Annotated in this window: 21 protein-coding genes; 11 read left to right on the forward strand and 10 right to left on the reverse strand. The window is 61.6% G+C overall.

The annotated features are described in order from the left end of the window. Positions 1 to 41 precede the first annotated feature (41 nt). Positions 42 to 272 carry a hypothetical protein gene (locus ACTJKT_RS25565; protein ID WP_007921740.1) on the forward strand — a complete coding sequence of 77 codons (231 nt, stop codon included), beginning with the start codon at positions 42 to 44 and terminating at the stop codon, positions 270 to 272. 21 nt (positions 273 to 293) lie between these two features. Here ACTJKT_RS25565 and ACTJKT_RS25570 read toward each other — a convergent pair whose 3' ends face one another. Both ACTJKT_RS25570 and ACTJKT_RS25575 read right to left on the reverse strand, forming a co-directional pair. Next, positions 294 to 575, reverse strand: coding sequence for a hypothetical protein (locus ACTJKT_RS25570; protein WP_007921741.1), 282 nt, complete (start codon positions 573 to 575; stop codon positions 294 to 296). A 154-nt stretch (positions 576 to 729) separates the two neighbouring features. Beyond that, positions 730 to 918, reverse strand: a complete 189-nt coding sequence (locus ACTJKT_RS25575) for a hypothetical protein (protein ID WP_007921742.1) — start codon at positions 916 to 918, stop codon at positions 730 to 732. Positions 919 to 1,212: 294 nt separating this feature from the next. Between ACTJKT_RS25575 and galU the strand changes: the two genes are divergently transcribed. Further along, positions 1,213 to 2,052 (forward strand): UTP--glucose-1-phosphate uridylyltransferase GalU, encoded by an 840-nt coding sequence (gene galU, locus ACTJKT_RS25580; RefSeq protein ID WP_009049342.1) that lies wholly within the window; start codon positions 1,213 to 1,215, stop codon positions 2,050 to 2,052. A gap of 131 nt (positions 2,053 to 2,183) precedes the next feature. Further along, positions 2,184 to 3,542, forward strand: a complete 1,359-nt coding sequence (gene gorA / locus ACTJKT_RS25585; RefSeq protein WP_440789030.1) for a glutathione-disulfide reductase — start codon at positions 2,184 to 2,186, stop codon at positions 3,540 to 3,542. Here gorA and ACTJKT_RS25590 read toward each other — a convergent pair. Beyond that, positions 3,539 to 4,573, reverse strand: coding sequence for a DNA-binding protein (locus ACTJKT_RS25590; RefSeq protein ID WP_440789031.1), 1,035 nt, complete (start codon positions 4,571 to 4,573; stop codon positions 3,539 to 3,541). The two genes, gorA and ACTJKT_RS25590, sit on opposite strands and share 4 nt — an antisense overlap. A 179-nt stretch (positions 4,574 to 4,752) precedes the next feature. Here ACTJKT_RS25590 and ACTJKT_RS25595 point away from each other — a divergent pair, with 179 nt between their 5' ends. The 3 genes from ACTJKT_RS25595 to ahpF all read left to right on the forward strand — a co-directional run bounded on the left by ACTJKT_RS25595 (position 4,753) and on the right by ahpF (position 8,094). Beyond that, complete coding sequence (locus tag ACTJKT_RS25595) at positions 4,753 to 5,691, forward strand: site-specific integrase (RefSeq protein ID WP_440789032.1); 939 nt, start codon at positions 4,753 to 4,755, stop codon at positions 5,689 to 5,691. Between the two features lie 151 nt (positions 5,692 to 5,842). Then, the gene (gene ahpC / locus ACTJKT_RS25600) at positions 5,843 to 6,406 is read left to right on the forward strand and encodes an alkyl hydroperoxide reductase subunit C (RefSeq protein WP_007921754.1); all 564 of its coding nucleotides are present in this window, start codon (positions 5,843 to 5,845) and stop codon (positions 6,404 to 6,406) included. A 122-nt stretch (positions 6,407 to 6,528) separates the two neighbouring features. Further along, positions 6,529 to 8,094, forward strand: coding sequence for an alkyl hydroperoxide reductase subunit F (gene ahpF / locus ACTJKT_RS25605; protein ID WP_440789033.1), 1,566 nt, complete (start codon positions 6,529 to 6,531; stop codon positions 8,092 to 8,094). Positions 8,095 to 8,251: 157 nt separating this feature from the next. Here the strand turns inward: ahpF and gloA are convergent, their stop codons facing one another. Beyond that, positions 8,252 to 8,773: a lactoylglutathione lyase gene (gloA, locus tag ACTJKT_RS25610; protein ID WP_210477803.1), complete on the reverse strand. Its 522-nt coding sequence runs from the start codon at positions 8,771 to 8,773 to the stop codon at positions 8,252 to 8,254. 195 nt (positions 8,774 to 8,968) lie between these two features. Between gloA and ACTJKT_RS25615 the strand changes: the two genes are divergently transcribed. Next, entirely contained in the window at positions 8,969 to 9,499 is a 531-nt protein-coding gene (locus tag ACTJKT_RS25615) for a DUF4946 domain-containing protein (protein WP_440789034.1), read from the forward strand. Between the two features lie 226 nt (positions 9,500 to 9,725). Here ACTJKT_RS25615 and ACTJKT_RS25620 read toward each other — a convergent pair whose 3' ends face one another. From ACTJKT_RS25620 to ACTJKT_RS25630, 3 genes are all read right to left on the reverse strand, one after another. Then, the gene (locus tag ACTJKT_RS25620; protein ID WP_009044214.1) at positions 9,726 to 10,091 is read right to left on the reverse strand and encodes a histone-like nucleoid-structuring protein, MvaT/MvaU family; all 366 of its coding nucleotides are present in this window, start codon (positions 10,089 to 10,091) and stop codon (positions 9,726 to 9,728) included. Between the two features lie 245 nt (positions 10,092 to 10,336). Then, entirely contained in the window at positions 10,337 to 11,875 is a 1,539-nt protein-coding gene (locus ACTJKT_RS25625; RefSeq protein WP_440789035.1) for an EAL domain-containing protein, read from the reverse strand. 108 nt (positions 11,876 to 11,983) lie between these two features. Continuing rightward, a complete protein-coding gene (locus ACTJKT_RS25630; protein WP_440789036.1) occupies positions 11,984 to 12,859 on the reverse strand; it encodes a LysR family transcriptional regulator in 876 nt (291 codons plus the stop codon). Between the two features lie 79 nt (positions 12,860 to 12,938). Here ACTJKT_RS25630 and ACTJKT_RS25635 point away from each other — a divergent pair, with 79 nt between their 5' ends. From ACTJKT_RS25635 to hpaR, 3 genes are all read left to right on the forward strand, one after another. Next, positions 12,939 to 13,886, forward strand: a complete 948-nt coding sequence (locus ACTJKT_RS25635; protein ID WP_440789037.1) for a DMT family transporter — start codon at positions 12,939 to 12,941, stop codon at positions 13,884 to 13,886. Between the two features lie 252 nt (positions 13,887 to 14,138). Beyond that, positions 14,139 to 15,215: a 4-hydroxyphenylpyruvate dioxygenase gene (gene hppD, locus ACTJKT_RS25640; protein WP_016702457.1), complete on the forward strand. Its 1,077-nt coding sequence runs from the start codon at positions 14,139 to 14,141 to the stop codon at positions 15,213 to 15,215. A gap of 144 nt (positions 15,216 to 15,359) precedes the next feature. Continuing rightward, on the forward strand, positions 15,360 to 15,782 hold the full coding sequence (gene hpaR / locus ACTJKT_RS25645; protein WP_097303780.1) for a homoprotocatechuate degradation operon regulator HpaR: 423 nt from the start codon (positions 15,360 to 15,362) through the stop codon (positions 15,780 to 15,782). A 122-nt stretch (positions 15,783 to 15,904) separates the two neighbouring features. Here the strand turns inward: hpaR and rarD are convergent, their stop codons facing one another. The 3 genes from rarD to ACTJKT_RS25660 form a co-directional block, all read right to left on the reverse strand. Beyond that, a complete protein-coding gene (rarD, locus tag ACTJKT_RS25650; protein WP_440789038.1) occupies positions 15,905 to 16,786 on the reverse strand; it encodes an EamA family transporter RarD in 882 nt (293 codons plus the stop codon). Between the two features lie 186 nt (positions 16,787 to 16,972). Continuing rightward, complete coding sequence (locus tag ACTJKT_RS25655) at positions 16,973 to 17,980, reverse strand: aldo/keto reductase (RefSeq protein ID WP_440789039.1); 1,008 nt, start codon at positions 17,978 to 17,980, stop codon at positions 16,973 to 16,975. Between the two features lie 103 nt (positions 17,981 to 18,083). After that, the gene (locus ACTJKT_RS25660) at positions 18,084 to 18,983 is read right to left on the reverse strand and encodes a LysR family transcriptional regulator (RefSeq protein ID WP_440789040.1); all 900 of its coding nucleotides are present in this window, start codon (positions 18,981 to 18,983) and stop codon (positions 18,084 to 18,086) included. Positions 18,984 to 19,144: 161 nt separating this feature from the next. On the opposite strand from ACTJKT_RS25660, the gene ACTJKT_RS25665 reads away from it, so the two are divergent. Then, complete coding sequence (locus ACTJKT_RS25665) at positions 19,145 to 19,552, forward strand: hypothetical protein (protein WP_440789041.1); 408 nt, start codon at positions 19,145 to 19,147, stop codon at positions 19,550 to 19,552. Positions 19,553 to 19,731: the final 179 nt, after the last annotated feature.

The following is a 19,731-nucleotide window of genomic DNA, read 5'->3' on the forward strand; positions in this document are numbered from 1 at the left end:
CGAAATCCAGGTTTCGGCGGCATCGTTTTTTGGGAGAAAGCATGAAACGCGAAACCGTCCGGGAGAGGCATGCAGAGGGGCATATCTCTGCGACCCATGTGATTCAGAATCCGGCGAATTCCGGGGAATGGATAGTGTTCTTCAAGAAAAGCGCAGGGCGCAGCTACTTTCTTGTGGATGACAACGATGAAGTCGAGTCATTCGACCGGCTGGACGACCTGATCGAGACCATTCGCAACCTGGGCATCAAGTTTGCCGAGATTCATATGTAGGCAGGCCATGAGGGCCGCCTGCTATTTGCAAACCACCACCACGCTGCGGCTTTTGTAGTTGCCGACATCGGCCCCCAGGGTCTTGTCGCTTTCCTTGAGTGACGGCGTGCCATCGGTGCCGATGATCCGATAGCCGGTGCCGGCACAGGAGGCATCGGCCTTTTCATAGCAGCTGGCCCAGGAGCTGGCTTCGCCGGAGCAATCGATGCTCAGGCCTTGCTCGCCGTTTTCCAGGTAGGTATCGGAAACGGTGGCGCATCCGCTCAGGGCCAGTACCGCGGTCAGTGCCAGAAGTTTGTGCATGGGCGTGATCGTCGTCGAGAAGTTGAGCCCCGGGGGAGGGCAGGACACCCTTGGCGAGCGTCTGGGACGAGATGCTATAGCGAACCGCCACTGCGGTATAGATCGGCATGAAAAAGCCCTGCGCGGGGCAGGGCTCTTCGATACAGGGGCGGTCTCAGGACTTGGGGCTGCGACGCGCCGAGGCGTGGCCTGCCGAATCCTCGAACACCGATGCCACTTCGACCGCCATCGCCTCGCTGGCGAAAGGTCCGGCGACGTTCTCGCCCTGGGCACTGACCAGCCACCACTGGCCATCTTTCAACTGCTTGATCTGGTAACCGTTTACGCTTTTTGTTGCCGACATCTATCTGCCTCGTTGGCGGGGTTCAAGGGCGCCATGATAGCGGGAAACGGGCCACAGCAAGAGGGCGGATCGGGGCTCAAGTGCAGAAAAGTTAAGGCCTTGCGGCCGGATGGCAGTTTACGGCGCGGGCTATCTGTACGATGCTGCGCAGCTATGTTCGCAGCCAGTGCGGAACTATCCGCGGCAATATTTCTCTTAGATGGCAGCGGTTAGCCAGCGCGGCCCATTGTAAGGTGCACGCGGCCTGATTAGACTGCGCCGAAATTCGTACGTACAGCCCTTTTAAGGACTCATATGATCAAGAAATGCTTGTTCCCAGCAGCCGGTTACGGTACTCGCTTCCTGCCAGCGACTAAAGCCATGCCCAAAGAAATGCTGCCGGTGGTGAACAAGCCACTGATCCAGTACGGCGTTGAAGAAGCACTGGACGCCGGCCTGAACGAAATCTCCATCGTCACCGGTCGCGGCAAGCGCGCCCTGGAAGACCACTTCGACATCAGCTACGAGCTGGAAAACCAGATCAAGGGCACCGACAAGGAAAAATACCTGGTCGGCATCCGCAAGCTGCTGGACGAGTGCTCGTTCTCCTACACCCGCCAGACCGAGATGAAAGGCCTGGGCCACGCGATCCTGACCGGCCGTCCACTGATCGGCGACGAGCCGTTCGCCGTGGTCCTGGCGGACGACCTGTGCGTGAACCTGGAAGGCGACGGCGTCCTGACCCAGATGGTCAAGCTGTACAAGCAGTATCGCTGCACCATCGTCGCGATCCAGGAAGTCGACCCGCAGGAAACCAACAAGTACGGGGTGATCGCCGGTGACCTGATCGGTGACGACCTCTACCGCGTGCGCAACATGGTCGAGAAGCCGAAGCCGGAAGATGCTCCGTCGAACCTGGCGATCATCGGTCGTTACATCCTGACCCCGGACATCTTCAGCCTGATCGAGCAGACCGAGCCAGGCAAGGGCGGCGAGATCCAGATCACTGACGCCCTGATGAAGCAGGCGCAGGACGGTTGCGTGATCGCCTACAAGTTCAAGGGCAAGCGTTTCGACTGCGGTGGCGCCGAAGGCTACATCGAAGCGACCAACTTCTGCTTCGAACACTTCTACAAGACTGGCAAGGCGTACTGATAGCCCGCTTGGTCCTTGTACTGAAAAGCCACCTTCGGGTGGCTTTTTCGTTTTATGCCCCTATGTAAATCCTCTAGCGCTGACCGCATGCGCATCTGCGGTTATGCTGTCAGCCTGCCTGGGAGAGTGAAATGGCCTACGATTTTGATCTTTATGTAATTGGCGCCGGTTCCGGCGGTGTGCGTTCGGCGCGGTTCGCCGCGGGTTTTGGCGCGAAAGTCGCGGTCGCCGAAAGCCGCTATCTGGGCGGTACCTGTGTCAACGTCGGCTGCGTGCCGAAAAAGCTGCTGGTGTACGGCGCCCACTTCGCCGAGGACTTCGAGCAATCCGCAGGCTTCGGCTGGAGCCTGGGTGAGGCCGACTTCGACTGGGCCACCCTGATCGGCAACAAGGATCGCGAGATCAATCGCCTGAACGGCATCTATCGCAATCTGCTGGTCAACAGCGGCGTGACCCTGCACGAAGGCCACGCCAAGCTGATCGACCCACATCAGGTGGAGGTCAACGGCCAGCGTTACAGCGCCAAGCACATCCTGATCGCCACTGGCGGCTGGCCGCAGATCCCGGACATCCCGGGGCGTGAACACGCCATCAGTTCCAACGAGGCGTTTTTCCTCAAGGAACTGCCCAAGCGCATCCTGGTAGTGGGCGGCGGTTATATCGCGGTGGAATTCGCCGGGATCTTCCACGGCCTGGGCGCGGAGACCAAGCTGCTGTATCGCGGCGAGCTGTTCCTGCGTGGCTTCGATGGCGCGGTGCGCAAGCACTTGCAGGAGGAGCTGACCAAGCGTGGGCTCGACCTGCAGTTCAACGCCGATATCGAGCGCATCGAAAAGCAGGCCGATGGCAGCCTGAACGTCACCCTCAAGGATGGGCGCGAGCTGGTCACCGATTGCGTGTTCTACGCCACCGGGCGGCGGCCGATGCTCGACAACCTGGGGCTGGAAAATACCGGGGTGAAGCTCGACAAGCGTGGCTTTATCGAGGTCGATGAGCAGTACCAGAGCACCGAGCCGTCGATCCTGGCGATTGGCGATGTGATAGGTCGTGTGCAGTTGACCCCGGTGGCCCTGGCCGAAGGCATGGCCGTGGCGCGGCGCCTGTTCAAGCCGGAGCAGTATCGTCCGGTGGACTACAACATGATCCCGACCGCGGTGTTCAGCCTGCCGAACATCGGCACCGTCGGCCTCACCGAAGAGCAGGCGCGGGAAGCGGGGCACCAGGTGCAGATCTTCGAAAGCCGCTTCCGGCCGATGAAGCTGACCCTGACCGAATGCCAGGAACGCACGCTGATGAAGCTGGTGGTGGATGCCGACACCGACAAGGTGCTGGGCTGCCATATGGTCGGCCCGGACGCCGGCGAGATCGTCCAGGGCCTGGCGATTGCCTTGAAGGCCGGCGCCACCAAGCGTGACTTCGACGAAACCATCGGGGTCCACCCGACGGCCGCCGAAGAATTCGTCACCATGCGCACGCCGGTCGCCGGTTAAGCCTGCTCTGGCGGCTCCGGCCGCTGTTCTTCTGCTTCTGGCTGCGCCTCGGCCTTCGTGGCGGCAGCCAGTTGCAGGGCCTCCAGGCTGGCCTCGGCCTTGGCGGCGCGCAGTTCCAGTTGTCGATTGTCCTGCAGCTGCTGCTCCAGGTTCTGCTTGAACTCATGACTCTCCAGCAAGGCGACGCGCAGGCGTTCCTGGAGGAGGGTGTGTTCGCTGTTCAGGCGGGTGGATTGCTCCATCAGCTGGCCAAGCTTGCCGTCAGTCTTCTGTACCTGTTCCTGCGTCTGGCGCAATTCCTTCTGGGTGGCGCGCTGCTCGCTGGTCAAGCGCTCATTGTCGCGGTGTAACTGGGTGATCTCGTCCTGGCGCACCAAGGCACTTTGCTGGGCCTGGCGCAGTTCCTGTTGCACCTGTTGCAGTTGGCCTTCATGGCGGCGCTGATCCTGCTCGCGCTGCTCCTTGACCGCGCTGCGGTAGTGCTCGAGGGCGTCCCGGGCGTGCAGGTGCTTTTCTTCCAGCGAGCGAATCTGCTCGTCCTTGTCTTTCAGGCGCAACTCGAAGTCGGCCAGGGCCTGGTTCAGCCCGGCATTGCGCGTCTGTTCGCTCTGCAACATGGAGCGGGTCTCCTGCAGCAGGGCGCTTTCGCTGGCCAGGGCTGACGTCTGGGTCTGCAGTTGCTGCCGCAACTGGGCCTGTGCCTGTTCGGCCGCGGCCTGCTGCGCCGCCAGTTCCTGGTTCATTTCCTCCACTTGCGCCCGGGCCTGCTCCACTGGTTCCTGGGCCTGTTCGCGCAGGCGTTGGGCCATGCGCTGGACCAGTTCCGTCAGCTCTTCTTCCAGGGCTTCCTGGGGCGCGGCGCGGCGGGCTTCGCTCTGCTCCAGCTCCTTCAGGTAGCGGTGGATGGTGGTTTTCGAGCCGGTATTGCCCATTTCGATGCGCACCGCATCGATGCTGGGGTGTTCGCCGCGGGCGAGGATTGCCGAACGGGCGATTTGCACCACCGCCTTGTTAACGCCGCCACGAGCCATGGTATCTCCTACGATTACGTACTTTTTTACGTGGTATGTATAAAGTGTAATTGTACAATAAAATCAAAGATAAATATTCGAAATATTGACATGGGATATACTGGTATTACCCCGTGTCACAGCCAGATCGCCCTGTTTCACCCCGCCATTTCCGTACCGCAACACGAGTCGAACACGCCATGAGTGAACTGGATCGTTACCTGCACGCCGCGACGCGCGACAACACCCGGCGCAGCTACCGGGCGGCCATCGAGCATTTCGAGGTGACTTGGGGCGGGTTTCTGCCGGCGACCAGCGACAGCGTGGCGCGTTATCTGGTGGCGTACGCGGGGGAGCTGTCGATCAACACTTTGAAGTTGCGGCTCTCGGCCCTGGCGCAGTGGCACAACAGCCAGGGCTTCGCCGACCCGACCAAGGCGCCGGTGGTGCGCCAGGTGTTCAAGGGCATTCGCGCGCTGCACCCGGCGCAAGAGAAACAGGCTGAGCCCTTGCAGTTGCAGCATCTGGAGCAGGTGGTGGCCTGGCTGGAGCAGGAAGCCACCCAGGCCCGGCTCGATGACAATCAACCGGCGCTGCTGCGGGCACGGCGGGACAATGCGCTGATTCTCCTGGGGTTCTGGCGCGGCTTTCGCAGCGACGAATTGTGCCGGCTACGGATCGAGCATGTGCAGGCGGTGGCGGGCTCCGGCATCAGCCTGTATCTGCCTCGCAGCAAGAGCGATCGCGACAACCTCGGCAAGACCTGGCACACCCCGGCGCTGCGCCGGCTGTGCCCGGTCCAGGCCTATATCGAGTGGATCAACGCCGCCGCCCTGGTGCGTGGCCCGGTGTTTCGTGGCATCGACCGCTGGGGCCATCTGAGCGAGGAGGGTCTGCACGCCAACAGCGTGATCCCATTATTGCGCCAGGCCCTGGAGCGCGCCGGGGTCGCCGCCGAGCAATACACCAGCCACTCCCTGCGCCGCGGCTTTGCCACCTGGGCCCATCGCAGCGGCTGGGACCTCAAGTCGCTGATGAGCTATGTCGGCTGGAAGGACATCAAGTCGGCCATGCGTTACGTCGAGGCCAGCCCGTTTCTCGGCATGGCCCTGACCCAGGAAAAGCCGGTCGGCGAGTAAATACAGATTTCTTCTATTAATACTGTGCGCTAATAGCCAAACCTAATCAGCAGCATCAGCTTTGCCAATGAGCCTTGGCTGGGAGCATTGGTTAGGATTCTCCCCATCAAGTTTTCAACCCAAGTTTTTACCCACTGATGGAGAATCACCGATGCCTATCATCAACAGCCAAGTCAAACCATTCAAAGCAACCGCCTTCAAAAATGGCGAGTTCATCGAAGTGTCGGACGCCACCCTGAAAGGCAAATGGTCCGTCGTGTTCTTCTACCCGGCCGACTTCACCTTCGTTTGCCCAACCGAGCTGGAAGACCTGGCAGACAACTACGCCGAATTCCAGAAACTGGGCGTGGAAATCTACAGCGTTTCGACCGACACCCACTTCGCCCACGCTGCCTGGCACAACACTTCGCCAGCCATCGGCAAGATCCGCTACACCATGATCGGCGACCCGACCCTGGCCATCTCCCGCAACTTCGACGTGCTGATCGAAGAAGCCGGTCTGGCTGACCGTGGCACCTTCGTGATCAACCCGGAAGGCCAGATCAAGATCGTTGAAATCAACGACGGCGGTGTCGGCCGTGACGCTTCCGAGCTGCTGCGCAAGATCAAGGCCGCTCAATACGTTGCTGCCCACCCAGGCGAAGTCTGCCCAGCCAAGTGGAAAGAAGGCGAGGCCACCCTGGCTCCTTCCCTGGACCTGGTCGGCAAGATCTAAGTCGTGACTCGCTACAGCAGGGCGGACCGCCGCACCTAAGTCAGCCGCACCGCCCTCAAGAACGCCCGGGCGAGATTCGCTCGGGCGTTTTTTTTCGATCTGAATAAAAGGAAATCGCCCGTATGTTGGACGCCAATCTTAAAGCCCAGTTGAAGTCATACCTGGAACGGGTCACCCAGCCGATCGAGATCGTTGCCTCTCTCGACGACGGTGCGAAATCCCAGGAAATGCTCGAATTGCTGAAAGACGTTGCCAGTCTTTCCAGCCAGATTACCTTGCTCGACAACGGCAGCGATGCACGTAAACCATCGTTCTCGATCAATCGCCCGGGAAGCGACATCAGCCTGCGTTTCGCCGGCATCCCCATGGGCCACGAATTCACTTCCCTGGTGCTGGCCTTGCTGCAAGTCGGCGGCCACCCCTCGAAAGCCAGTGTCGAAGTGATCGAACAGATCCGCGCCCTCAAGGGTGAGTTCAACTTCGAGACTTACTTCTCGCTGTCCTGCCAGAACTGCCCGGACGTGGTCCAGGCGCTGAACCTGATGGCGGTGCTGAACCCGAACATCCGCCACGTCGCCATCGACGGCGCGCTGTTCCAGGATGAAGTCAACGATCGCAAGATCATGGCGGTCCCCAGTGTCTACCTCAATGGCGTGAACTTCGGCCAGGGTCGCATGGGCCTGGAAGAGATCCTCGGCAAGCTCGACACCGGGGCCATCGAGAAGCAGGCGGAAAAAATCAGCGCCAAGGACGCCTTCGACGTCCTGGTGGTCGGCGGTGGCCCGGCCGGTGCGTCGGCGGCGATCTACGCGGCCCGCAAAGGCATCCGCACCGGTGTCGCGGCCGAGCGTTTCGGCGGCCAGGTGCTGGACACCATGGCGATCGAGAACTTCGTCTCGGTCCAGGAAACCGAAGGGCCGAAACTGGCCAGCGCCCTGGAAGAGCACGTTCGCCAGTACGACGTCGACATCATGAACCTGCAGCGCGCCAGCGCGCTGGTGCCGGCCAAGGAAGTCGGCGGCCTGCACGAGGTGCGTTTCGAAAGCGGCGCGAGCCTCAAGGCCAAGTCGCTGATCCTGGCCACCGGTGCCCGCTGGCGCGAGATGAGTGTGCCCGGCGAGCAGGAATACAAGGCCAAGGGCGTATGCTTCTGCCCGCACTGCGACGGTCCGCTGTTCAAGGGCAAGCGTGTGGCGGTGATCGGTGGTGGCAACTCCGGCGTCGAAGCGGCCATCGACCTGGCGGGCATCGTCAGCCACGTGACCCTGCTGGAGTTCGACAGCAAGCTGCGCGCCGATGCCGTGCTGCAACGCAAGCTGTACAGCCTGCCGAACGTCAACGTGATCACCAGCGCGCTGACCAGCGAAGTCAAGGGCGACGGCCAGAAGGTCACCGGCCTGGTGTACAAGGATCGCGATTCGGGCGAGTTCAACACTGTCGATCTGGAAGGCATCTTCGTGCAGATCGGCCTGCTGCCGAACACCGACTGGCTCAAGGGCAGCGTCGAGCTGTCGCCCCGTGGCGAGATCATTGTCGATGCCCGCGGCGAGACTTCGCTGCCTGGCGTGTTTGCCGCCGGTGACGTGACCACCGTGCCGTACAAGCAGATCGTGATCGCGGTAGGCGAGGGCGCCAAGGCCTCGCTGAGTGCCTTCGACCACCTGATCCGCACCTCCGCGCCGGCCTGAGTCGGTAGCGGAAAAAACAAAACCCCATGAGCCCAGGCTCATGGGGTTTTTTATTTTTCTGTAGGAGCGAAGCTTGCTCGCGATCAACGATGATGCGGTGGGTCAGACAAACCGCGTTATGCCTATCGCGGGCAAGCCTCGCTCCTACACAGGTGGGTTACAGCGGCGCTGGCTGGATGATCTCAACCCAGTAGCCATCCGGGTCCTTGATAAAGGCCAGGCTCTTCATGCGACCGTCGTTCAGGCGCTTCTGGAAATCGCAGCCCAGGGCTTCGAAGCGTTCGCAGGCGGCGACGATATCCGGCACCGAGATGCAGATATGGCCAAAGCCGCGCGGGTCGGTGTTGCCGTTGTGATAGGCGAAGTTCGCGTCGTGCTCGGTGCCGTGGTTGTGGGTCAGCTCGAGGATGCCGGGGATCGACTTCATCCACTCGGTGCGGGCCGCGGCGTCGGCCGGGATCTGCGCCTTGTCCACCAGGGCCAGGAAGTACAGGCTGAACTCGGCTTCGGGGAAGTCGCGTTTTTCCACCAGCGAGAAACCCAGGACCCGGGTGTAGAAGTCCAGGGATTTAGTGATGTCCTTGACCCGCAGCATGGTGTGGTTGAACACGAAGTTGGCGGTGGCGGTGTCAGGCTGGGCGGTCACGCCGGGGAAAGTATTGAGTTCGTGCAGGCTCATGGGCCCTCCGGAAAAGAAGTGGGCAAGAATATTCATGCTAATGAGCCCCTTGGCTTGCAGGGCTTTGGGCGTTCTTGCGGTGGGGCAATGATACGCAAGAGCGGTGGGGCGCACCAAACACAAAGCTACGAATCTGTTGCTCGATACTCCCGCCAGCCTCAGACTTCAGGGCCCGTCCCCTACGTGTTCATGACCATGCGCTTATCCTTCAAAACCCTGTGTCTGCTTGCGCCCTGGCTTCTGGTTCCGGCCCTGGTCGAGGCGGCGGACCCGGTGATCACCTGGCCCAGCGGCTGGCAGATCGAAGAGTTGCCACAGGCGTCTGCAGAAGAGCCGGCCAAGGTATTCCGCCAGCGCGCAGTGAAGGAGGATGCCGGCGGCACGCCGTTGATGGTCATGGAGTTGACCATGACTCAAGTGGAAAGTGGGCATCAGGTCAATCTGCAGGGAGTCTTGCTGGAGATGCGCAAGTCGGTGCAGAAGGACTTCGGGCGCGGCGGTTATCAAAGTGTGTGCACGCGTATTCACGACACGACATTGAGTCGTCTGGCGGCGCTGGAAACCACTTGCACCATTACCGAGAACGGCCGTCATGTGTTGTCGCAAACACTGGTGGCGGCTGTCGATGGCGATAAGGCCTATGTATTGTCTTATGCCGGACAGGCTGCGGTTTATGCTGAAAGTCAGGAGGAAATCCGCGAGGTGCGAAGTAGCCTGAAACTTTAGTGGAGAGGGGCGATTGTCCTACGTCGATCGGCGCGGTTCGCGCCTTTGAACTAAGTACAAAGTTGTAGGATCAAGCGGGGGATTGCTACGCAGGTGCAGTTCCGGCTGGGTGTTTATTGCCGCTCAGGCAATCTATGGGCTGCAACTTATTCGATTTCGAAACAAACAACCTTGGCTTAAAGGTAAAGACCCTGCATGGGCAGGGTCTTTTATATACATCGATTTCTTAACCGCGCAGCCAGGAATCTACAGTGGCGGCGCCGTACTGTTCTTTCCAGGCTTTAAGGCCACGATGATTGCCGCCCTTGGTTTCGATCAGCTCGCCGGTGTGCGGGTTCTGATAAACCTTGACCACGCGGGCACGACGGGTTTTCGGCGCGCCCGAGAGCGGCAGAGCGGATTTGCCCGGATGAGGATCGAGAATGGCGATAATGTCGCGCAGGCTTTTGCCGTAGGTCTTCATCAGGCCCTGGAGCTTTTCCTCGAACTCGATTTCTTTCTTGAGTCCGGCGTCGTTCTTCAGGGATTCCAGCTGGGCGAGCTGTTCTTGAAGGGCCTTTTCTGCTGCACGAAATTCAGCGAGTCTGGACAATATCTTTACTCCAATAGTGTATTTGGCTGATACCAACCGCAAACAAAGCTATAAGCCAAGAGCCTTAGAACGACTCGATTATAATGGCCCACCTGTGAATCTTGTACAGGCTTGAAAAATTGTAGTAGTTAATCTGGCGCAAGTAAATAATGTCGTTGTTGATACAGGCAATTTGTCATCTTCTGATTCAAATTGGTGCGTGAAACAATTGCCGAGTTCAATAAATCTTCATTAAAAATGGCTATTTAGTGGCGCGCCAGTGCTTGTAGGAGTTCTTCCCCGGGCATCGGCCTGCCGAATAAGTAGCCCTGCAGGAAGTCGACGCCATGGGCGGCCAGATAGTCCTGTTGCTCTACTGTTTCCACGCCCTCGGCGACTATCCCCAGTTCGAGTTTGCCCGAGAGTTCGATGATGCTGTCGAGTATGTGGCGGGACAGGGCGTCGACACCGATCATGGCCACGAAGCTCTGGTCGATCTTCAGATAATCGACATTGAACTTGCGCAAGTAACCCAGGCTTGAATGGCCGGTACCGAAGTCGTCGATGGCGATCATCACCCCCAACTTGTGCAGTTCCTCGAACAGGCTGTGGGTGATCGCGGTCGGTTCCACCAGTTCGCGCTCGGTCAGCTCCAGCACCAGCCTCACCTTGCCCGGCGGGAACATGCCGAGAAACTCCCGGCAGTCCTCCAGCAACTCCAGGTCCTGGCAATGGCTGGCGGTGATATTGATGCCGATATGAAAGTCGTCGATGAAGGTATGGGCGTGGGGCGCCAGCAGCAGGGCGGTCTGCTGCATCAGCGAACGGGTCATGGGCACGATCAGGCCGGAATGCTCGGCGAAGGGAATGAACAGGTCCGGACGCACCAGGCCTTCCCGGGGGTGTTTCCAGCGCATCAGCACTTCGATGCCGGCCCACTGTTTAGTGTCGCCGCGGACCACGGGCTGGAAGTACGGGATGAACTCCGCCGCTTCCAGGGCGCGTTGCAGTTCATGGCTGGGTGACGAGGAGTGCTTTTGCAGCCAGTGGCCAAGGACCGCCGCCAATACCCCGAAGAAGATCAGCAGGCTGAACAGGGCAGGGTACTGGGACTTCATGTAGAGCCAGATATCGCCCTCGGGGAACCCCGCGTTGACGCTGTAGGGGTAGCGCGAAGAAGCCATCTGATAAGGGGCGACTGGGGCTGGCGGAGCGATGGATGGGTGGACCTGGCCATCGTCGGCCAGCCAGAAGGGGCCGACTTGCAGTTGCAGCTCGGCAAAACGGCTGATCAGGTGCAAAGCGTTGCTCAGATGATAACCGTCGATGGTGGCCAGGACCGCGCGTTCGCCCTCTTGCAGGCGATAGACCAGCAGTGCGGTGTTGGGCGTGACCGGGTTGCCGTTCATCAACCACAGCTTGCCGTCGACATAGTTGGCCGGGTCCAGCACGAACGAGGATGGGCCGAGCAGCGAGCTGCAGTAATTGTCATTGCGCCACACCAGATTGGTCGAGCGTACGAACGGGCGGCGGGTCACCTGATCGCGCAGGGCCAGTTGCCTGAAGTCGTCGCAGGGTTGGCCGACTTGCGCCATCAGCGCCCGGGCGGCGATGTCGGTGTTGTCGAGCATCAGGTCGAACTGGCGGATCGCTTCCTCGGCGGTCTGCTGGCTGCTGTGGATCAGCGCGCGCTCGGCCTGCATATAGAGGATGACCACGCCCAGCAGCACCGGCAGCAAGCCGATCAGCAGGGTCCACAGGTTGCGGGTGGAGCGTTTCAACGGGCCTTTGGCGGTCAATGGCATGGAGGAAAAACCTGTGGCGAAGTGGGGGCCAGAGAACGCTCAAAAGCCGGTGGACGGTCCGGCGGCATCCGCTCCATGGGCATGATAGACGGCGCCTCCGGGTTGCGCTCAGTCATGGCGATACAGACTCCGCGCCTGCTCGATAAAGGCCAGGGTCGCCGGTGACGCCTGCCGCCGATCCAGCACCGCCAGGCCTACCTGACGCCGGACGGGGGGTGACAGCGCCTTGATCAGGTAACGCGGGTCGCTGGCCTCGGGCAGCGACAACTGGGCGACCAGGGTCAGGGCATCGCCGCGGGCCACGGTCTCCAGGGTGCTGAGCAGCTGCGAGCTGCGATAGCGAATGTTGGGGCTGAGCCTGGCCGCGAGGAACAGCCGGGAAACCAGCTCGGCGGAACCTGCCTCGGTGAGGATGAATGGGTCGTCGCACAGTTCGGCGAGGCTCACCGAGTCCTTGGCGGCCAGGGCATGTTGGCTGGGGATCAGCGCTACCATCTGGTCTTCCACCAGGGCGAAGCAGTCGAAGCGCTCCTGGGGCAGCACCACGAAACCGATATCGATGCGCCGTTCCTCCAGCCATTGCAGCACCTGGCGGTCGGGCCCTTCGTCGATGTGCACCTCGATCCCGGGATGGGCCTGGCGGTAGCGCTGGAGGATCGCCGGAAGCAGTTTCATCGATGAGGTCGGGCCGAACGAGCCGATGCGCAGGGTGCCGCGTTTCATGCCGCGGGCGTCGGCGGCTTCCTGTTCCATGGTGGCGGCCAGGCCGAGGATGGCGCGAGCCCGCAGCAACAATTGCTGGCCGATATCGGTGAGTTCCACCAGTGACTGATGCCGGCGGATCAATTCGACCCCCAGTTCCTGCTCCAGGGACTTGAGCGCGTGGGACACCGCGGACTGGCTGATGCCCAGCCGGCTGGCGGCGCTGGTGAAGCCGCGCAGCTCGGCCACCAGGGAGAAGATCTGCAGTTGGCTCAGGGTCATGAGTAAAAGCTCATTTTACGATGATCAGGCATTAGTCGAAGAATACCCGAACCTTCCTTCAGCCGCGCCTCGGAGCCTTATGAAAACTGTCGATCAAACCTGTGCCGGGCCTTCCGAGATGCCGGTGTATTGCAAACTGGCGGCGGTCACCATGATCTGGGGCGGCACCTTTGTCGCCGGGCGGCTATTGGCGGGTACCTTGGAGCCATTGTTAGCCGCCAGCCTGCGTTTTCTCCTGGCCAGCCTGGCCTTGCTGCTGTTCATGGCGATCGCCCGGATTGCCCTGGTGCGCCCGAGCCTGGCGCAGTTCGCCCAGCTGGCGGTGCTGGGGTTTTTCGGGATCTTTTTCTACAACCTGTGTTTCTTCGAGGGCCTGCAGTCGATCAATGCGTCGCGCGCCTCGCTGATCGTCGCCCTCAATCCGGCGGTGATTGCCCTGGCGTCCTGGGCGCTGTTCAAGGAGCGCTTGAGTGGCGCCAAGCTGTTCGGCATTGCCTTGTGCCTGGGTGGGGCGGGGGTAGTGATCCTCAGCCGCGACCCGGGGGCCTTGTCCAGTGGAGCGGGCAGTTGGCGCGGGGACTTGCTGATTTTCGGCTGCGTTCTGGGCTGGGGCGTCTATTCGTTGTTCTCGCGCAATCTGAACCGGACCCTGGGCCCGTTGCAGACCGTGACCTATTCGATCCTGCTGGGTACGGCGATGCTCTGGAGCACCGCGGCCCTGCGCGGCGAGGTGCGGATCGAGGCGCTGTCGAGCCTGACCCTGGAGCAGGGCCTGAGCCTGTTGTACCTCGGCGTTCTGGGCTCGGCCCTGGCCTATATCTGGTACTACGACGGCCTGCGCAAGATCGGTGCGACCCGCTCGGGGGTGTTTATCGCGCTCAATCCGCTGACCGCGGTGATCCTCGGTGCGCTGCTGCTGGACGAGCGCCTGAGCCTGGCCATGTGTCTGGGCGGCGGGCTGATCCTGTGGGGCATTTACCAGTGCAACAAACCCCTTGCGGGCCTGGAAAAAAAGCGGATTTTATAGAGAGTGCGGACAAACAGTTTTACGCTGTGTAGAATCTGGTTACGCATACAATAATAAAGTCTTCTGGCAGCAGAAGCCTCGCCCCCCAGCCGGTAAGACAGGGTCGACATGAAGATTCTCGGGTTTCAACTGATTTACGGTGACTTCCTCGCGCGCAGCGTGCGGGGCATCTCTTGCGCGCCACCTGCCTGCCTCAGCATTGCCAGCAACTAACGATCCGTTAATTTCTAAAAGCATGATGAGGCGCCAACCATGGCAGATATCTTCGAAAACCCGATGGGCCTGATGGGCTTTGAATTCATCGAATTCGCATCGCCTACCCCCAACACCCTCGAGCCGATCTTCGAGATCATGGGTTTCACCAAGGTCGCGACCCACAGGTCCAAAGACGTGCACCTGTATCGCCAGGGTGCGATCAACCTGATCCTCAACAACGAGCCCCACAGCGTCGCTTCGTACTTCGCTGCCGAGCACGGCCCGTCCGTGTGTGGCATGGCATTCCGGGTCAAGGACTCGCAGAAGGCCTACAAGCGCGCCCTGGAACTCGGCGCCCAGCCGATCCACATCGAAACCGGCCCGATGGAACTGCACCTGCCGGCGATCAAAGGCATCGGCGGCGCGCCGCTGTACCTGATCGACCGCTTCGGCGAAGGCAGCTCGATCTATGACATCGACTTCGTCTACCTCGAAGGCGTGGACCGTCACCCGCAAGGCGCGGGCCTGAAGATCATCGACCACCTGACCCACAACGTGTATCGCGGGCGCATGGCCTACTGGGCCGGCTTCTACGAGAAGCTGTTCAACTTCCGCGAGATCCGTTACTTCGACATCAAGGGCGAATACACCGGCCTGACCTCCAAGGCCATGACCGCGCCGGATGGCATGATCCGCATCCCGCTGAACGAAGAGTCGTCCAAGGGCGCCGGGCAGATCGAAGAGTTCCTGATGCAGTTCAACGGCGAAGGCATCCAGCACGTGGCCTTCCTCACCGACGACCTGGTCAAGACCTGGGATCAGCTGAAGAAGATCGGCATGCGCTTCATGACCGCGCCGCCGGACACCTACTACGAGATGCTCGAAGGCCGCCTGCCGAACCACGGCGAGCCGGTGAACGAGCTGCAGTCGCGGGGCATCCTGCTGGACGGCTCCTCCGAAGAGGGCGACAAGCGCCTGCTGCTGCAGATCTTCTCGGAAACCCTGATGGGCCCGGTGTTCTTCGAATTCATCCAGCGTAAAGGCGACGATGGTTTCGGCGAAGGCAACTTCAAGGCACTGTTCGAATCGATCGAACGCGACCAGGTTCGTCGTGGCGTGCTGTCCACCGACTAAGCCGCCGCCTGCCTGACGATGAAGCCCGGTCGGGGAATTCTCGACCGGGCTTTGTTTTGCCTGTCGGTTGGCGATTGTGAATGTGTTAATGTTCGGCCTTTGTGGCGCCGAGCGTCACCATCCAGCCCTGTGAACGACCCGCACATGACCAACCCAAGACCTTCCCTGACATTGACCCTGCTTCAGGCCCGCGAAGCGGCCATGGCGTTCTTTCGCCCGTCCCTCAACCAGCACGACCTGACCGAGCAGCAGTGGCGGGTGATCCGCATCCTGCGCCAGAACGGCGAGCTGGAAAGCCATCAGCTGGCGAAAATGGCCTGCATCCTGCCGCCGAGCATGACCGGCGTGCTGACCCGCCTGGAGCGCGACGAATACGTCAGCCGGCGCAAATCCCCCGAGGACCAGCGCCGCCTGTTCATCACCCTGACGGAAAAGGGCCAGGCCTGTTTCGAGTCCATGAGCGGCGATATGGAAATCAACTATCAACGCATCCAGCAGCAGTTCGGCGAAGAGAAGATGCAGGCCCTGCTGGCCCTGCTCAACGAGCTGAAGCAAATCAAACCCTGACCCGGATGCTTCTGTAGGAGCGAGGCTTGCCCGCGATGCCGACAACGCGGTGCAGCAGGGGATACGCGTCGCATTTATCGCGAGCAAGCTTCGCTCCTACAAAAGCAACAGCAACAGCTGGTTCAGCTTCGGCGCTGGCGCATCAGATGTTTGAAGCCCTCGTACACCAGCACCAGCACCGCCAGCCAGATCGGCAGGTAGGTCAGCCATTCCCCGGCCTTGATGCTTTCTCCCAGCAGCAGGGCCACGCCCAGCAGCAGCACCGGTTCGACATAGCTCAACAAGCCGAACAGGCTGAAGGGCAGCAGGCGGCTGGCGATGATATAGGCCACCAGCGCCGAGGCACTGATCAACCCCAGCAACGGAATCAGCAGGTACAGCCAGGGGTGTTGATCGACCACGGCAAAACCCTGCTCGCCGCTTTGCACGAACCACAGCGCGATCGGCAGCAGCAGGGCCATATCGAGCCACAGGCCGCCCAGGTTGTCGGCGGCCAGGCGTTTGCGCAGCACGAAATAGACCGGATAACCGATGGCCACCAACAGGGTCGCCCAGGAAAAGCTGCCCACCTGATACAGCTCGTTGAGCACCCCCAGGGTCGCCAGGCCGGCGGCGATCTTCTGCAGCCGCGACAGTTGTTCGCCGTAGACGATGCGCCCGGTCAGGACCATGGTCAGCGGCAGCAGGAAGTAACCCAGCGACACATCCAGGCTGTAGCCATTCAACGGCGCCCACATGAACAGCCACAGCTGCACCCCGAGCAGCGCCGCCGACAGTGGCAGCGCCAGCAGCAGAAGCGGTTGGCCCAGCAGTCTCTTGAGGATAGCCCCGACATGCCGCCATTCACCGCTCAGCAGCATGAACAGCGTCATGCAGGGCGCGGTGAGCAGCATGCGCCAGCCGAAAATCTCCACCCCGGTCAGGGGCGCCAGCAAGGAGGTGTAGAAATACATGACGGCAAACAGCACCGACGCCAAGACCGATAGAGCAATACCTTTAGACAAGCTGTCCTCGTGTGACCTGAACCAGGCAAATGGGGTGGAAGGAAAAACTGCGGGGAATATAGAGGGTTTGGCGCGAGACGTTTACTCGGATTTAGTGCAGGTGACGGGAAAATATCCCGTTTGTCGCCACTGACCGGCAGTGCGCCAGCGGGCGGCCCGCGGAAGGGGCCGCCACTGAGGGGGAGATCAGCGTGGCGTGCGTCCGGAGACGAAGTGGCTGACGTCGTTGAAGCCCGGGGTCGAGGCATGCCCCGGGGTGACCAGCGAATCGATGAAGGCTTCATCCTCGGCGCTGATCTTCACCTCCAGCGCCTTGGTGTAGGCGTCCCACTGTTCCTCGGTGCGCGGGCCGACGATCGCCGAGCTGACCGCGGCATTGTTCAGCACCCAGGCGATGGCGAACTCGACCATGCCGACCCCGCGCTTCTGGGTGTATTGCTGGATCTGCTGGGCGATGCGCAGCGACTCGACGCGCCATTCGGTTTCCAGGATGCGTTTGTCCTGGCGCCCGGCGCGGCTGTTGCTGTCGGGGGCGACATCCGGCGCGTACTTGCCGCTGAGCACGCCGCGGGCCAGCGGGCTGTAGGGCACCACGCCGAGCCCGTAGGCCTGGGCCGCAGTGATCTGTTCGGTCTCGGCCTGGCGGTTGACGATGTTGTACAGCGGCTGGCTGATCACCGGCCGGTCGACGCCGAGCCGGTCGGCGATGCGGATCACCTCGGCGATGCGCCAGCCGCGGTAGTTGGACAGGCCCCAGTAGCGGATCTTGCCCTGGCGCAGCAGGTCGCCGATGGCCGACACCGTGACTTCCAGCGGCGTGTTGTGGTCTTCGCGGTGCAGGTAGTAGATGTCGACGTAATCGGTGCCCAGGCGGGTCAGGCTGGCGTCGATGCCATTGAAGATGTGCTTGCGGCTCAGGCCGCTGCGGTTGGGCACGCCATCGGCGGGACCGAAGCCGACCTTGGTCGCCAGCACCCATTGGTCACGCTGGCTGGCGATGGCTTCGCCGACGATTTCCTCGGAACGGCCGTTGGTGTAGACGTCGGCGGTGTCGATGAAATTGATGCCCTGGTCCCAGGCCTTGTCGATGATGCGCAGGGAATCCTCGGTGCTGGTCTGTTCGCCGAACATCATGGTGCCGAGGGTCAGGGGGGACACGTGCAGCCCGGAATGGCCGAGGATGCGGTAGCTCATGTACGAAATCCTTGTGCGTGAGGTAAGGCCGGCGCGACAGCGGCCAGCGACCGGTCATGGGACGCCCATCAAATACCAGAACGGGCGTAGGGGGCAATCTGAATTATCCCGCCAGCAGCTGGCAGCGCGCCTGCAAAAAGCCTTGCAGCACCTTCACCCGTTCCGAGACCTGCAAGCGGTGCGGGCACAGCAGGTTGAGCGGCGCGCTTTCGCCTTGCCAGTCGCCGAGCAGGGGCACCAGGCGCCCGGCGCGGATGTCGCTGGCCACGTCGAGCCAGGCCTTGTAGGCGATGCCATGGCCGGCCAGGGCCCAGCGCCGCGCCACTTCGCCGTCGTCGCTGAGGTAGTCGCCGCGCACCTGGACTTCCTGTACCTCGCCGTCGCGGCTGAAATGCCAGCTGTTGTAGGGGCGGCCGTTGCGCAGATAGACGAGGGCGCTGTGCTCGCTCAGTTCGGCGGGTGTTTGCGGGGTGCCATGGCGCGCCAGGTAGTCGGGGCTGGCGCAGGCCAGCCGGTGATGCCGGGGCAGGATCGGCAGGGCCACCAGGCTGGAATCGCTGGGCACGCCGAAGCGCAGGGCGACGTCGACGGTCTCGCGGAACAGGTCGCTGTGCCGGTCGTTGAGCAAGAGTTGCAGGCGGATATGCGGGTGTTCGCGCTTGAAGTCGTCCAGCCAGGGCAGCAGCAGGTTGCGCCCGAAGTCCGACGGCGCCGCCAGTTGCAGCACGCCGCTCAGCCCCTGGCTCTGCTGCTTCAGGGCCTGTTCGCCCTCCGCCAGGGCCGCCAGCGCCACGCGCACGCTGTCCAGGTAGCGCCGGCCTTCTTCGGTGAGGCGCATGCTGCGGGTCGAGCGCGCCAGCAGGCGCATGCCCAGGCGGGTTTCCAGGCGCTTGAGGGCGATGCTGGCGGCGGCGGGGGTCAACTCCAGGCTGCGGGCAGCGGCGGAAATACTGCCGGAATCGGCGGTGCGGACGAAGACTTCAAGGTCGAGAATCGAGCTCATTGCTAAAAATCCTTTAAAGATCCTTGCGTTTTACCGGGATTTTTCCTCGATTATCAAGCTGGGAATATGCAGTCACTTCCATCGCACAAGGGTGACCCCATGAAACCGCTCAGTATTTTCTTGCCGGATCGCACTGCCGTTATCGGCGGCGGAGGTACGTCATGACCTGGCATTTCGATCATCTGGCCTTCAACACCGCCGAGGGCGACGTCTTGCAGCAGGCCTTCCAGGCCTTGCTCGGGTTGCAGGCCGGACGGCGCCCGCCGTTTCCCTTTCCCGGGCGCTGGCTGTACCAGGACGGGCAGGCGCTGGTGCACGTGATCGAGCAACCGACCTTCGCCGAGACGGCGCTCAGCCATATCGCCTTCAGGACCGAGGAGGATGCCGCACAGGTATTGCAGCGGGTCCAGGCCAGCGGCCTGCCGCATCAGGTGGCGCAGGTGCCGCAGGATGGCATCTGGCAGATCTTCGTGCGGATGCCGGGTGGCCTGGTGCTGGAACTGGATGCGCCGGGCGCCGACCTGCATCCGGGGTATCGCTATGCGGCGGATGGCGGCGCGCCTGAATGAAACATGGCCGCACCAATACGAGGGTCGCAAGCATCTGGTCCGTCAGCGCAGAAGCCGAAACTGTAGCCGCTGCCGCAGGCTGCGATCGGTTTGGGCGGCATTCCGTGCGAAGCGGCCGTGACTGGGGAGAAGCCGTTTTGCTGACAGGCCGCGTCATGGCTGATGGCGAGTCCAGCGGC

This window comes from Pseudomonas sp. 22526 (assembly GCF_052044735.1).
Lineage (GTDB): Bacteria > Pseudomonadota > Gammaproteobacteria > Pseudomonadales > Pseudomonadaceae > Aquipseudomonas > Aquipseudomonas piscium.

Bases quoted from the DNA above. Each gene is read 5' to 3' on its own strand.
- ACTJKT_RS25565 (WP_007921740.1), top strand. From the start codon at position 42: ATGAAACGCGAAACCGTCCGGGAGAGGCATGCAGAGGGGCATATCTCT.
- ACTJKT_RS25570 (WP_007921741.1), bottom strand. From the start codon at position 575: ATGCACAAACTTCTGGCACTGACCGCGGTACTGGCCCTGAGCGGATGC.
- ACTJKT_RS25575 (WP_007921742.1), bottom strand. From the start codon at position 918: ATGTCGGCAACAAAAAGCGTAAACGGTTACCAGATCAAGCAGTTGAAA.
- galU (WP_009049342.1), top strand. From the start codon at position 1,213: ATGATCAAGAAATGCTTGTTCCCAGCAGCCGGTTACGGTACTCGCTTC.
- gorA (WP_440789030.1), top strand. From the start codon at position 2,184: ATGGCCTACGATTTTGATCTTTATGTAATTGGCGCCGGTTCCGGCGGT.
- ACTJKT_RS25590 (WP_440789031.1), bottom strand. From the start codon at position 4,573: ATGGCTCGTGGCGGCGTTAACAAGGCGGTGGTGCAAATCGCCCGTTCG.
- ACTJKT_RS25595 (WP_440789032.1), top strand. From the start codon at position 4,753: ATGAGTGAACTGGATCGTTACCTGCACGCCGCGACGCGCGACAACACC.
- ahpC (WP_007921754.1), top strand. From the start codon at position 5,843: ATGCCTATCATCAACAGCCAAGTCAAACCATTCAAAGCAACCGCCTTC.
- ahpF (WP_440789033.1), top strand. From the start codon at position 6,529: ATGTTGGACGCCAATCTTAAAGCCCAGTTGAAGTCATACCTGGAACGG.
- gloA (WP_210477803.1), bottom strand. From the start codon at position 8,773: ATGAGCCTGCACGAACTCAATACTTTCCCCGGCGTGACCGCCCAGCCT.
- ACTJKT_RS25615 (WP_440789034.1), top strand. From the start codon at position 8,969: ATGCGCTTATCCTTCAAAACCCTGTGTCTGCTTGCGCCCTGGCTTCTG.
- ACTJKT_RS25625 (WP_440789035.1), bottom strand. From the start codon at position 11,875: ATGCCATTGACCGCCAAAGGCCCGTTGAAACGCTCCACCCGCAACCTG.
- ACTJKT_RS25630 (WP_440789036.1), bottom strand. From the start codon at position 12,859: ATGACCCTGAGCCAACTGCAGATCTTCTCCCTGGTGGCCGAGCTGCGC.
- ACTJKT_RS25635 (WP_440789037.1), top strand. From the start codon at position 12,939: ATGAAAACTGTCGATCAAACCTGTGCCGGGCCTTCCGAGATGCCGGTG.
- hppD (WP_016702457.1), top strand. From the start codon at position 14,139: ATGGCAGATATCTTCGAAAACCCGATGGGCCTGATGGGCTTTGAATTC.
- hpaR (WP_097303780.1), top strand. From the start codon at position 15,360: ATGACCAACCCAAGACCTTCCCTGACATTGACCCTGCTTCAGGCCCGC.
- ACTJKT_RS25655 (WP_440789039.1), bottom strand. From the start codon at position 17,980: ATGAGCTACCGCATCCTCGGCCATTCCGGGCTGCACGTGTCCCCCCTG.
- ACTJKT_RS25660 (WP_440789040.1), bottom strand. From the start codon at position 18,983: ATGAGCTCGATTCTCGACCTTGAAGTCTTCGTCCGCACCGCCGATTCC.
- ACTJKT_RS25665 (WP_440789041.1), top strand. From the start codon at position 19,145: ATGACCTGGCATTTCGATCATCTGGCCTTCAACACCGCCGAGGGCGAC.